We start from the raw sequence: 12,432 nt of genomic DNA, 5'->3' as shown, positions 1-12,432 counted from the left end.
GCCTTTGGGTTCAATGACTTATTAAAACGACACTGAATGTTGAAAAAACGTTTCGCTAATCACTGACACCCGCTTAGTATCGGTATTTACCGCCTTTAAAACGACCTCAAGCATTCTATTTGCAACACCCGTTGCATTGCCTTTCAGATTGCTTTGTCAGTATAAGCGTCATTCGTGCCAATATGCAGGCAAGCAGCACGTATCTAGCGCAGGGACTCAAAACAAGACACCAGCGACATAGAACGATAATAAAAAGAACATCAATGATGTTAGGTGATAGAGGTAAAGACCATGACCACCGATCAATCCAAAAAAACCATGCCAGTAGGTCACTCGCACATACCGCAAACGCTCGGTTTTCTGCTGCTGGACAACTTCACCCTCATTTCGCTGGCGTCAGCGATTGAACCACTGCGTATGGCAAACCAGTTGGCGGGGCGAGAGCTTTACCGCTGGTATACCTTGACTCAGGACGGTGCACCGGTGCGCGCCAGCGACGGCCTTAATGTGACGCCGGACGCCTCTATCCATGCGCCACTCTCACTTGATTGGGTGGTCGTATGTGGCGGGGTCGCTCCTCAGCACAGTGTTAGCCGCGAGCATATTCAATGGCTACAGGCTCAGTCGCGCCAGTTGCGACGCTTGGGTGCTATCTGTACCGGTAGCTGGGCGCTGGGTCAGGCGGGTTTACTGGATCATTATGAAATCAGCATTCATTGGGAGTGCCTGGCCTCTCTTCAGGAAGCCTTTCCGAAAGTCGTCCTGACGACGCGGCTGTTTTCCATTGACCGTGACCGTTTCACTGCCTCGGGCGGCACGGCGCCGCTGGATATGATGCTCAACCTGATCGCTCACGATCACGGCAAGGAGCTTTCCGCCGGTATTTCCGAAATGTTCGTCTATGAGCGTATGCGCAACGAGCAGGATCAGCAGCGCGTGCCGTTAAAACACGTGCTGGGTACGACGCAGCCCAAGTTGCTGGAAATCGTCGCGTTGATGGAATCCAACCTTGAAGAGCCGCTTGAGCTTGATGAGTTGGCAAGCTATGTCGATGTTTCCCGCCGCCAGCTGGAGCGACTGTTCCAGCGTTACTTACACTGTTCGCCTTCCAGGTATTACCTAAAGCTGCGCCTGGTCAGGGCACGCCAACTGCTCAAACAAACGCCTCTCTCGATCATTGAGATTGCCTCGGTATGCGGCTTTGTTTCTACCCCGCATTTTTCCAAGTGCTATCGGGAATGTTTTGGTATTCCGCCACGCGATGAGCGCCTGGGCATCCATACACGCCAAAAAGCGCCGGAAAAAATTCCTCCGCTGCTGAAGCGCTGGGGAGCAGAACCTGTCAGCAACGAGCCGGCATCAAGCGCGCTGCTGGCTCTGGCCTATGCCCAGGGCGAACCCACCTTTGCCAGCGTTCCGCTTGGCTAAACGGGTGTACCACCGCTGAACTAGAGCTGCCGCAAGGCGGCTCTTTTTTTTGTACCGTGTTTTCTGCTTATTCACCAGGCTTCCTGTGCCTGCATTTCTCATGATGACGCTTTTGGAATTTCCATCGTCGTTTCCAAGAGCAGATAGGCACCACCTCAGCGCTATGCTCCCTACATAAACAATTCAGGAGCCACGTTATGAACCCTGCCGAATTACACCAGGACGCCATCGTCATTGACGGCCTAATCATTGCCAAATGGAATCGCGAACTGCTGGAAGACATGCGCCGTGGCGGCCTGACGGCAGCCAACTGCACTGTCTCGGTTTGGGAGGGGTTCAAGGCAACGGTGGACAATATTGTCGCCTCCAACAAACTGATGGAAGAGTGCAGCGACCTGGTTCGCCCGGTGCGTACCACCGCCGACATCATGCGCGCCAAGGAAGAGGGCAAGACCGGAATCATCTTTGGTTTCCAGAATGCGCACGCCTTTGAAGATCAGATCGGCTATGTCGAGATCTTCAAACAGCTCGGCGTGGGCATTGTGCAGATGTGCTACAACACCCAAAACCTGGTCGGTACTGGCTGCTACGAGCGTGACGGCGGGCTGTCCGGCTTTGGCCGCGAGATCGTTGCCGAAATGAACCGTGTGGGTATGCTGTGCGATCTTTCCCACGTAGGCGCCAAGACCTCTGAAGAAGTCATTCTTGAGTCCAAAAAGCCGGTGTGCTACTCCCACTGCCTGCCCTCCGGACTCAAGGAACACCCGCGCAACAAGTCGGATGCAGAGTTCAAGTTCATCGCCGACCACGGCGGCTTTGTCGGCGTCACCATGTTCACCCCGTTCCTCAAGAAGGGCGTTGACTCGACCATCGACGACTACTGCGAAGCGATTGAGTACATCATGAACATCGTGGGTGAAGACGCCATCGGTATCGGCACCGATTTCACCCAAGGCCATGACCAGAACTTTTTTGAGTGGCTGACCCACGACAAGGGCTATGCCCGCCGCCTGACCAGCTTCGGCAAGATCATTAATCCCGAAGGTATCCGTACTATCGGCGAATTCCCCAACTTGACAGAGGCGCTTCTCAAGCGCGGCCTGAGCGAATCTCAGGTCAGAAAAATCATGGGCGAGAACTGGGTTAGAACCTTGAAGGATGTGTGGGGCGAATAAGTACATGCACAGCCTGTACTGCCGTTCGATGAGACCCTGGAAGCCACTGAATAACTCAATGTCTTTTGAATAAATATAAGTGTAAGGAATACAACCGTGACCAAAACCGCCCCCGAACTCCCGATTGACGTCGACAGCGAAACCGGTATCTGGACAACCGACGCGCTGCCGATGCTGTATGTCCCGCGCCACTTCTTCGTCAACAACCACGTCGCCATTGAAGAGGCCCTGGGTGCTGAAAAATACGCCGACATCCTCTACCAAGCGGGCTATAAAAGCGCTTGGCACTGGTGTGAAAAAGAGGCCGAACTCCACGGTATGGAAGGCGTGGACGTGTTCGAACACTACATGAAGCGTCTTTCGCAGCGCGGTTGGGGCATCTTCGTGACCGAAGAGATTGACCTGAATGCAGGCACGGCCCGCGTACGCCTTGAACACAGCGCCTTCGTGTATCAGATGGGCAAAGTGGACCGTAAAATCGAGTACATGTTCACCGGCTGGTTTGCCGGTGCCATGGACCAGATTCTGAGTGCGCGTGGAAGCTCGCTGCGCACGGTTGCCGAACAGACCCAAAGCGGCGCCGAAAAGGGCTGTGAGTACGGCCTGTTTGTTGTCACGCCCAAGAACTGAGGATCGCTGCCATGGCATTTGAGGCACTGTTCAAGCCGATCCAGATCGGCAACCAAACTATTCGTAACCGTGTGGTCAGTACGGCCCACGCCGAGGTGCACGCGACCGACGGCGGCATGACCACGGACCGCTACGTCAAATACTACGAAGAGAAGGCCAAGGGCGGCTGCGGCCTGTGCATCTGTGGCGGCTCGTCGATTGTTTCCATCGACAGCCCCCAGGGCTGGTGGAGTTCGGTCAATCTCTCGACCGACCGCATCATCCCGTACTTTCAGAACCTGGCCGATGCCGTGCACAAGCATGGCGGCAAGATCATGATCCAGATCACCCACATGGGCCGTCGCTCACGCTGGGATGGCTTCGACTGGTCGACGCTGGTATCGCCGTCGGGCATTCGCGAGCCAGTGCATCGCTCGACCTGCAAGACGATCGAAGTAGAAGAGATCTGGCGCATTATCGGTGACTTCGCCCAGGCCGCGCGCCGGGCGAAGGAAGGCGGTCTCGACGGCGTTGAGCTCTCTGCCGTACACCAGCACCTGATTGATCAGTTCTGGAGCCCGCGCGTCAACAAGCGCACCGATGAGTGGGGCGGCAGCTTCGAAAATCGCATGCGTTTTGGCATGGAAGTGATCAAGGCGGTGCGCGCCGAGGTGGGCAATGACTTCGTGGTGGGCCTGCGCATTACCGGGGACGAGTTCCACCCCGATGGCCTCGACCACGAGGAAATGAAGCGCATCGCGGCCTATCATGACGCCACCGGCATGATCGACTACTTCGGCGTGATAGGCTCTGGCTGTGATACCCACAACACCCTGGCCAACGTCATTCCGAACATGTCGTTTCCGCCGGAGCCCTTCCTGCACCTGGCCTCGGGCATCAAGGAAGTGGTCAATGTGCCGGTCATCCATGCCCAGAACATCAAGGACCCCAATCAGGCCCAGCGTATTCTTGAAGGTGGCTACGTGGACCTGGTGGGCATGACCCGTGCTCATATTGCCGACCCGCACATCATCGCCAAAATCAAGATGGGCCAGATCGACCAGATTAAACAGTGCGTAGGTGCCAACTACTGCATCGACCGGCAGTACCAAGGACTCGACGTGCTGTGTATTCAGAACGCCGCGACCGCACGTGAATACATGGGGCTGCCGCATATTGTCGAGAAAAGCGAAGGCCCCAAACGCAAGATAGTCATCGTGGGCGGTGGCCCGGGGGGCATGGAAGCGGCACACGTATGTGCCAAGCGCGGTCATGATGTCACCCTGTTTGAAGCCCAGGATCAGCTCGGTGGTCAGATCACTCTGGCCTCGAAAGCCCCCCAGCGCGATCAGATTGCTGGCATCACTCGCTGGTACCAGCTGGAGCTGGCACGCCTTGAGATCGACCTGCGCCTGAATACCCGTGCCGACGAAGCGACCATTGCTGATCTGCGCCCGGACATAGTAATTCTGGCTACCGGTGGGCAGCCGTTCCTCTCTCAGGTACCGGAGTGGGGTTACGACAGCGACCTGGGCAAGAGCCTGGTGGTCAGCACCTGGGACATTCTTAGCGGCAGCGTAGCGCCGGGCAAGAATGTACTGGTCTACGACACTATCTGCGAGTTCTCCGGCGTTTCAGCGGCCGACTACCTGGCAGACAAGGGATCAAAGGTCGAGATCGTTACCGACGATATCAAGCCGGGTGCCGCGGTGGGTGGCACCACCTTCCCGACCTACTACCGCAGCCTGTACGAGAAAGAGGTGATCATGACCTCGGATCTCGCCCTGCATAAGGTATATCGCGAAGGCGACTCACTGGTGGCGGTGCTTGAAAACGAGTACTCCGGCGCGTTAGAAGAGCGGGTGGTGGATCAGGTGGTGGTAGAAAACGGCGTGCGCCCGGATGAAGCCCTCTACTACAGCCTCAAGGAGCAGTCGCGTAACAAGGGCCAGACCGATATCAAAGCGCTCTACGCGATCAAGCCTCAGCCCTGCCTGTCTGAAAGCGGCGATGGCTTCGTGCTGTTCCGTCTGGGTGACTGCACCGCGCCACGCAACACGCATGCCGCCATTTATGACGCGCTGCGGTTATGCAAGGACTTCTGACCCACTAACGCTGTAAGCTGAATGTCATGGGCCATCAGGCTCATGACATTTCGTACTTACGGTGTCTCTGAGAGGAGAGACGCCATGCTTGATACCCTCCTACCGATACTGCTGTTTTCTGCGCTGTTACTGGCTGCCATTGGTGCTGTGCGCCGTGTGCGTCTGTGGCGCCAGGGGCGGCCCTCTCCTGCACCGATTATCCGCGGCCTGATGCAGGTACCCAGGCGCTACCTGGTGGATCTACACCACGTTGTCGAGCGGGATAAACTCATCTCCCATACCCACGTGGCCACCGCGGGCGGCTTTGTGCTGGCCGCATTACTGGCGATTGTGGTGCATGGCTTTGGGCTTGATAGCACTATCTTGGCCTGGGTATTGCTGGCCGCCACGGTGAGCATGTTCCTGGGTAGTTTAGTGGTTGCCAAGCGGCGCAGCCCGCCACCCTCACGGCTTTCCAAAGGGCCGTGGATGCGCCTGCCCAAGAGCCTAATGGCGTTCTCCATCGGCATGTTCGTGGTGACGCTACCCACTGCCGGCATTCTGCCAGAAGGCTTTTTCCAAAGCGGAGCAGGCTGGCTGGCTGCACTGGTGCTGGCCGGTGTCATCACTTGGGGCCTTGGCGAGATGTTCTTCGGCATGACCTGGGGCGGGCCGATGAAACACGCTTTTGCCGGCGCCCTGCACCTGGCCTTTCATCGCCGCCCCGAGCGTTTTTCCAAGCGCGCTGGCGGAGAGCACCGCTCAACCGGGCTCAAACCGTTGGCGCTGGATGACGAAAGTGCCAAGCTCGGCGTTGAGGTACCGGCTGACTTCACCTGGAACCAGCTGTTAGGCTTTGATGCCTGCGTTCAGTGTGGGCGCTGTGAAGCCGTCTGCCCGGCCTTTGCCGCCGGTCAGCCGCTCAACCCCAAGAAGCTGATTCAGGACATGGTGGTCGGCATGGCAGGCGGCACCGACGCCCACTATGCAGGCTCGCCCTACCCCGGCAAGCCGGTCGGCGAGCATGGCGGCAGCCCCCACGACCCGATTGTTGCCCGCACGGGTAGCGCATTGGTGGATGCCGAAACGTTGTGGTCCTGCACGACCTGCCGCGCCTGCGTTGAAGAGTGCCCCATGATGATTGAGCACGTTGATGCCATCGTCGATATGCGCCGCTTTCTGACCCTGGAGCACGGTAATACGCCCAATAAGGGCGCCGAAGTGCTAGACAACCTGATTGCGACCGACAACCCCGGCGGCTTCGAACCTGACTCACGCCTGCACTGGGCGGCAGACCTCAATCTGCCGCTGATGGCCGACAAGCGCGAAGCCGAGGTGCTGCTGTGGCTGGGCGACGGCGTGTTTGACATGCGCAACCAGCGCACGCTACGCGCGTTTATCAGTGTGCTGCGTGCTGCCGAGATCGATTTCGCCGTACTGGGTAATGAAGAGCGTGATAGCGGCGATGTCGCCCGCCGTCTGGGCGATGAGGCTACTTTCCAGAGTTTGGCGCGGCGCAACATTAAGACGTTGAGCCAGTACCGCTTCGCACGCATCGTTACCTGTGACCCGCACAGTTTCCACGTGCTGAAAAACGAGTACGCCGATCTAAGCACCGCCGACATGCCTTCCCGGTATGAGGTTTTCCATCACAGCACCTATATCAACCAGCTCGTCACCGACGGCAAGCTCACGTTCAAAGCCTGGAAAGGCGGCAACGTGACTTATCACGACCCCTGCTACCTGGGCCGTTATAACGGTGAATACGAAGCCCCACGCGCGGTGCTCAAGGCGCTAGGGATTGAGGTTAAGGAGATGGCTCGCTCTGGCTATCGCTCGCGCTGCTGCGGCGGCGGTGGCGGTGCACCGATCACCGATATTCCTGGCAAGCAGCGGATTCCCGATATGCGTATGGAAGATGTTCGCGAAACCGGTGCTGACCTGGTCGCGGTAGGCTGCCCACAGTGCACTGCGATGCTTGAAGGCGTGGTAGAACCCCGCGCTGACATCAAGGATATCGCCGAACTGGTCGCCGACGCGTTGATCATCACAACGCCTGACGAAAAGGCGACCCAAAGTAAGCCCGCGCCAGCATCACCGCGCGCCACCCTGGAGGTAATGCCATGAGCGAGCTTGTTCGTCGTGACCCTCGTAAAGAGTGGATCGCCCGCAACCGCCTGCACCCGCAACATCTGGAGATGCTTGCCGAACTGGGTGGCGGCGCAGTAGCCAGCGAATGGATGGGGCCTAACGGCGTGATGCGCCGCAACCCCCATGCGGTCGGCTTCATCGGTCCCAACGGCATTCGGCGCATTGATCGTAGCGGCGTCCAGCAGGCGGCACAGGCGCCAGGGCGCAGCGTTGAGGCCAAGGATACGAGGACACCGGTCACTATCGATACTCCCGCCTTTATGGTGGCGGTCGTACCGGATATGGCTGGTGGGCGCCTTTCCTCCCACGACCGTGATCTGTTAGGGCTTGCCCGCCAGCTAGCCGATGCCGACCCGACCCAGCCTGGTGCCGTACTGGCCGTGGTGTTTGGCGAGCATAAAGAAACCACCTTTGACGAGGCGGGTATTGACCGGCTACTGCACTTGGAAGGCGAGCGTTTCTCGGGCTACCTACCGGAGCTTAGCGTCGCCACCCTACAGAGCGTAGATCGTGAAATGACGCCCCGCTACTGGCTGCTACCCGACTCAAGCGTTGGCGGTGAGCTCGGCAGGCGCCTCGCCACAAGGCTTGGCGAGCGCCCGGCCGCTCAGGTCTGGCAGGTCGAGGCAGACACTGAAAGCGCTACCGGCTGGCGCTGTACCGCACGTGGTGCGGCAGGTAGAAACGACATTACCCGCGCCCTGCCCCGTATCGTACTGGCCTTGGCCGAGTGCGCCGACCCGGTCAGCGAAACCCGCCACGCGGCTGAGCCGATCACACTTTCTAACGGGCTTCCCGAAATACTCGGCCGCATTGAGGACATGGGCGAAGTCGCGGTGGACCCGGCCAGCGTATCGCTCGCGGAAGCAGAATTTATCCTTTCTGCTGGCAATGGCGTGAAAAGCTGGGATAGCTATCATCACGCTGCCGAGGTGCTCGGCGCCACCAAAGGCGCCTCACGGGTGGTGGTGGATGACGGCTTTATGCCGCGCGACCGCCAAGTGGGCGCCACCGGCACCTGGGTCTCTGCCCGCGTTTATGTAGCGGTAGGAATCTCCGGCGCTATCCAGCATCTTCAGGGCATTCAGAGCTGCGAGAAGGTGGTGGCGATCAACCTCGATGAAGGCTGCGATATGGTCAAACGTGCCGACCTGGCAGTGATCGGCGATGCCAGCCAGATACTCGCTGCCCTTGTTACACAGGTTGAGCAGTACCGCGCTGAACAGCAGGAGAATCGCGATGCCGCATGATGTCAGTAACAAAAGTGCCAAGCAATCAACCGCCAACGCGCTGAACGTCGCTGTACTGGTTTCGGTAGGCCAACACCCACTGACCGCGCGCGCACGCCGCGCCGACCAGGATGCCCGAGCGGTAGAAATGGCCCTGACGCTGGAAAACGCCTCGGTCAGCCTGCTACATGCCGGCCAGCAAAATAGCGATCATGAAGAGGCCATCCGCGGCTATCTCGGCATGGGTATCAACTCTGTTGGCTTGATCGAGCAGCAACCCCACGCCGATGTAATCCCCGCGCTGGCCAACGCGTTACGCGCCAGCGCCCCGCAGCTGGTGCTGACCGGTACTCGCGCCGAAACCGGCGAGGCCTCGGGTGTAACGCCCTACCTACTGGCCGAGGCGCTTGGCTGGCCGATCATTACCGGTCTAGCGGCGGTAGAAAAGGTCGAGCAGGGAGTGATCACGGTGCTGCAAGCATTGCCGCGCGGCAAGCGGCGGCGCCTGCGCATTCGTCTACCGGCGCTTGCCACGGTGGACAGCAGCGCGCCTGCGGCCCGCCAAAGTGCCTTTGGCCCCGCCAGGCGCGGTGAGTTAGCCCATCAAAAAGCGGCCAGCGAGCTTGATGAAGCACTAAGCACTTGGCAGTTCCAGCCAGCGCGCAAGCGTCCCAAGCGGCTTAAGATCGTTAAGTCATCATCGGCGCGTGACCGTTTCAAAGCCGCCGCTGCCAAGTCCGGCGGTGGTGGTGGGCAGACGCTTAACGACGTCACCCCAGAACAGGGTGCCGAAGCGATCTTCAAACTGCTCAAGGAGGAAGGAGTACTGCGTTAGGCGCACTGCTTCATGATAACGATACTGTCAGCCCGCCTTCTCGGCGGGCTTTTTAGTCCAGGTTCACAAGCGGCAAACGGTCAAACGTACTACTTCCCCATAAAGCCCGGGTATAGCCGCAGGCGCTGCCTTTCCAAATGCAGGCCAATCCCCGCATGTACCATCAGCACGCTGATCACCACTGCCCCGCCCGCAAGCGTTGAGGCTGTGGGCTGCTCGCCCAACAACCACCATACCCAAAGCGTACCCAGCGCGGTTTCAACCAGATAGAACAACGCCACTTCCGTCGACGGCAGATAGCGGGTAGCGCTGTTGATCAGCACGGTGGCCAGCGGCATCTGAATAAGCCCCATCACCGCGAGGACGCCATAGCGCGGGGCATCCAGCGCAAACGGCGAAGCCAAAGGCAGCGCGATAGCCGCAGAAAGCAAGCCCCCGCCAGCAATCACTACGATGCGATCAATGCTCGGAAAGTGGCGCAGCACCGTCAAATTACCGCCAATCGCCGCTGCCGCCGCCAGCGCATAAAGATTGCCTACCAGCATGCCGTGAGCGCCCTCGCCCATAAAGACCAAACTCATGCCCAGCATGCAGACGGCGATCGCAACCAGCGTGCGCAAAGCGACACGTTCTTTGAGAAACACCCGTGAAAACAGGGCGGCGAACAGCGGCGCAGTGCTAAGGATCACCACCACGTTGGCTACGTTGGCGTTCATCACCGCGAGTACGAAAAGCGCCGAAATCAGCCCCAACAGTATTGCCGAAACCAGCGATGAAAAAGGGTTCACGCGTAGCGTGGCCAGTCGGTTGCCTCGACAACACGCAAGCCCCAGCACACAGAACATCAAAAAGCCGCGCCAGAAGACGATGGTCCAACCCTCGGTATCGGCAAGGCGGATCAGCAGGCCGTCGAAACTGAGAAACACCACCCCCAGTACCACCATCAACAGACCGCGCTGATAACCACTTAACTGCATGATATTGACTCCCGGTTGGCAGAAAAAGATAACCGCTCACCCATGGGTGAGCGGTTAAGCGTAACAGTTGAGCGCAGGCTCACGGCCCAGGCCGTGTTAACGGCCAGGTGACACGGCCACCGACGCAGTTGAAGCCTTGTGCTGGCGAGGGCGAACTACCCAGAACCCTACGGCTCCCGCCATCAGCAACATGCTCCCGCAGCCGACCGCCAGCATATAGCCACCCTGCACGGCACTGCCAGGCACACTGAACTGCTCGGCGAACCCGGCCAGCGTGACCGCGTACTGTTGCCAGAGAAATACCCCAATGGCGCCACCGGAAAGCATGGTGCACAGCGCAATCACACGGGTGCCTGTCACCCAGCCACTGACGGCCTGAGCATCAAATGTATGCAGAAACGTCTGGTACTCTTTCTCGGCCTGGCTGACATGGGTAAACCTGGAAGCCAGCGTAATCGCCACCAGCGCCATCAAGGTGCTTAGCAGTACCGGGTGCAAATATACCGGCAGGCTAAGCCACTCGGCCTGAATCATCATCGACAGCGCGACGTTACCCACAAAGCCCACCGCCAAGCCCCAGCCCGCGCCTGCGGCGGTAATCCGCTTGCTCCAGATGCTCATCAAAGCAACCGGCCCCCAGGAAGAGGCAAATAGCGTGGCGGCAAACCATACCACTGACATAACCGCAGGCGGTTGAAACAGCGCCAGCAGCAGTGCTATCAAGCCCGCAGCGAGCACCGCAATACGGCTTTTTCGCATGGCCGACGTCTCATCTTGCGAGGCTGAGAGGATATCGTTGGAGAGGCTAAAGCCGATGATCGACAGAAACGTCGAGCAAGACGATAGCCCCGCCGCAAAGACGCCCGTTAGAATGACCACACCAAGCCAGGTTGGCAGCACGTTGAGCGCCACCCAAATCATGGAGCGCTCCGGGTCCAGCCCGGCATCGTAAAGATTGATGGCCGCCCCGGTCATCATCATCAATGCGTAGAAGATGGCCAGCGCCACTGCCGTCAACATGGCCGAACGCATTACCACGTGCTCATTGCGGGCCATCAGGTAACGGCTGGATTGCCAAGGACTCGCCGCCAGCACCGCTGCCCACACAAGGCCGAGTGTTAGTCCCCAGGTAAGCGCCTCGCCAGGCGAGGAGAAGTTGGCCTCAGGCCCTTCCAGCACGCCGTGCCATAGCGCAATGCCGGGCTTGTCGGTTTGGGTAAGCAGGCCTTCCACCACACCGTTCCACCCGCCCAAATCTTGAATCACATAGATCGAACCGCCCAAGGCTGCCAGCGAGAAGATCACAAACATGATGGTGTCGGTGAGCATGACACCGGGCGATCCCGAATAGAGAATAAAACCCGTATACGTTGCCCACACCAATACCAACCCGACCCAGTACGGCATACCGGTCAGCTCAGAGAACATGATGCCCGCGCCCTGCATAACGCCTAATAGATACGCGCCCAGGCCGATAATCGTGGTCAGCCCGGCAATCACCTGAACACGGCGCGAGGCAAAGCGCTTGCCAAAAAATTCCGGCACGGTACGTGCCCCGCTGCGCCGAAGGTAACGCCCAAACACCAGCGCACCCAGCAGGCATCCCGAGGTGCTGACGGCCGCGAAGATCAGCATCACAAACGGATAGCCCTGATAGGCAAAACCCGTTTCACCGAGAAACGCGCTGGTGCTGAGATAGCTTGCTACCAGCGTACCCAGGATAAAAAAAGTGGGGGCATTGCGGCCAGCAACCAGATAATCATCCAGACCTTTTACGCGCCGTCCGGCGAGATGCCCGATAACAAAGTAGCCCACCAGGCTGAGCAGTATTGCGATGGTGTAAATCATGAGAATAGCCGTCAGGTTATTAATATTGTTTAGCCATGGTGCAACGCTTTGGCTGTCTACTCTTTGCTATTAGCGGCAACGCATGCAGGAATCACG

The 12,432-nt window shown here is 58.7% G+C and carries 9 protein-coding genes; 7 read left to right on the top strand and 2 right to left on the bottom strand.

Translation table 11 applies throughout. The annotated features are described in order from the left end of the window. Positions 1 to 291: 291 nt before the first annotated feature. The 7 genes from ACT3RU_RS01045 to etfB all read left to right on the top strand — a co-directional run bounded on the left by ACT3RU_RS01045 (position 292) and on the right by etfB (position 9,511). Complete coding sequence (locus tag ACT3RU_RS01045) at positions 292 to 1,428, top strand: choline metabolism transcriptional regulator GbdR (protein WP_444627349.1); 1,137 nt, start codon at positions 292 to 294, stop codon at positions 1,426 to 1,428. Between the two features lie 197 nt (positions 1,429 to 1,625). Beyond that, entirely contained in the window at positions 1,626 to 2,603 is a 978-nt protein-coding gene (locus ACT3RU_RS01040; RefSeq protein ID WP_192526880.1) for a dipeptidase, read from the top strand. Between the two features lie 96 nt (positions 2,604 to 2,699). Beyond that, positions 2,700 to 3,233 (top strand): DUF5943 domain-containing protein, encoded by a 534-nt coding sequence (locus ACT3RU_RS01035; RefSeq protein ID WP_192526879.1) that lies wholly within the window; start codon positions 2,700 to 2,702, stop codon positions 3,231 to 3,233. Between the two features lie 11 nt (positions 3,234 to 3,244). Further along, positions 3,245 to 5,317 carry a dimethylglycine demethylation protein DgcA gene (dgcA, locus tag ACT3RU_RS01030; protein ID WP_192526878.1) on the top strand — a complete coding sequence of 691 codons (2,073 nt, stop codon included), beginning with the start codon at positions 3,245 to 3,247 and terminating at the stop codon, positions 5,315 to 5,317. 84 nt (positions 5,318 to 5,401) lie between these two features. After that, a complete protein-coding gene (locus ACT3RU_RS01025) occupies positions 5,402 to 7,423 on the top strand; it encodes a (Fe-S)-binding protein (RefSeq protein WP_192526877.1) in 2,022 nt (673 codons plus the stop codon). Next, the gene (etfA, locus tag ACT3RU_RS01020; protein ID WP_192526876.1) at positions 7,420 to 8,697 is read left to right on the top strand and encodes an electron transfer flavoprotein subunit alpha; all 1,278 of its coding nucleotides are present in this window, start codon (positions 7,420 to 7,422) and stop codon (positions 8,695 to 8,697) included. The genes ACT3RU_RS01025 and etfA overlap by 4 nt, the downstream gene beginning before the upstream one ends. After that, complete coding sequence (gene etfB / locus ACT3RU_RS01015) at positions 8,687 to 9,511, top strand: electron transfer flavoprotein subunit beta (RefSeq protein ID WP_192526875.1); 825 nt, start codon at positions 8,687 to 8,689, stop codon at positions 9,509 to 9,511. The genes etfA and etfB overlap by 11 nt, the downstream gene beginning before the upstream one ends. A gap of 89 nt (positions 9,512 to 9,600) precedes the next feature. Here etfB and ACT3RU_RS01010 read toward each other — a convergent pair whose 3' ends face one another. Further along, on the bottom strand, positions 9,601 to 10,488 hold the full coding sequence (locus ACT3RU_RS01010) for a DMT family transporter (RefSeq protein WP_192526874.1): 888 nt from the start codon (positions 10,486 to 10,488) through the stop codon (positions 9,601 to 9,603). Positions 10,489 to 10,584: 96 nt separating this feature from the next. Continuing rightward, complete coding sequence (locus tag ACT3RU_RS01005; RefSeq protein ID WP_192526873.1) at positions 10,585 to 12,336, bottom strand: sodium:solute symporter family protein; 1,752 nt, start codon at positions 12,334 to 12,336, stop codon at positions 10,585 to 10,587. Positions 12,337 to 12,432: the final 96 nt, after the last annotated feature.

Source organism: Halomonas sp. TP35, assembly GCF_052375975.1.
Taxonomy (GTDB): Bacteria; Pseudomonadota; Gammaproteobacteria; order Pseudomonadales; family Halomonadaceae; genus Vreelandella; species Vreelandella citrativorans.
The sequence above is the reverse complement of the archived record's forward strand: the minus strand, read 5'-3'. Positions and strand labels throughout refer to the sequence as shown.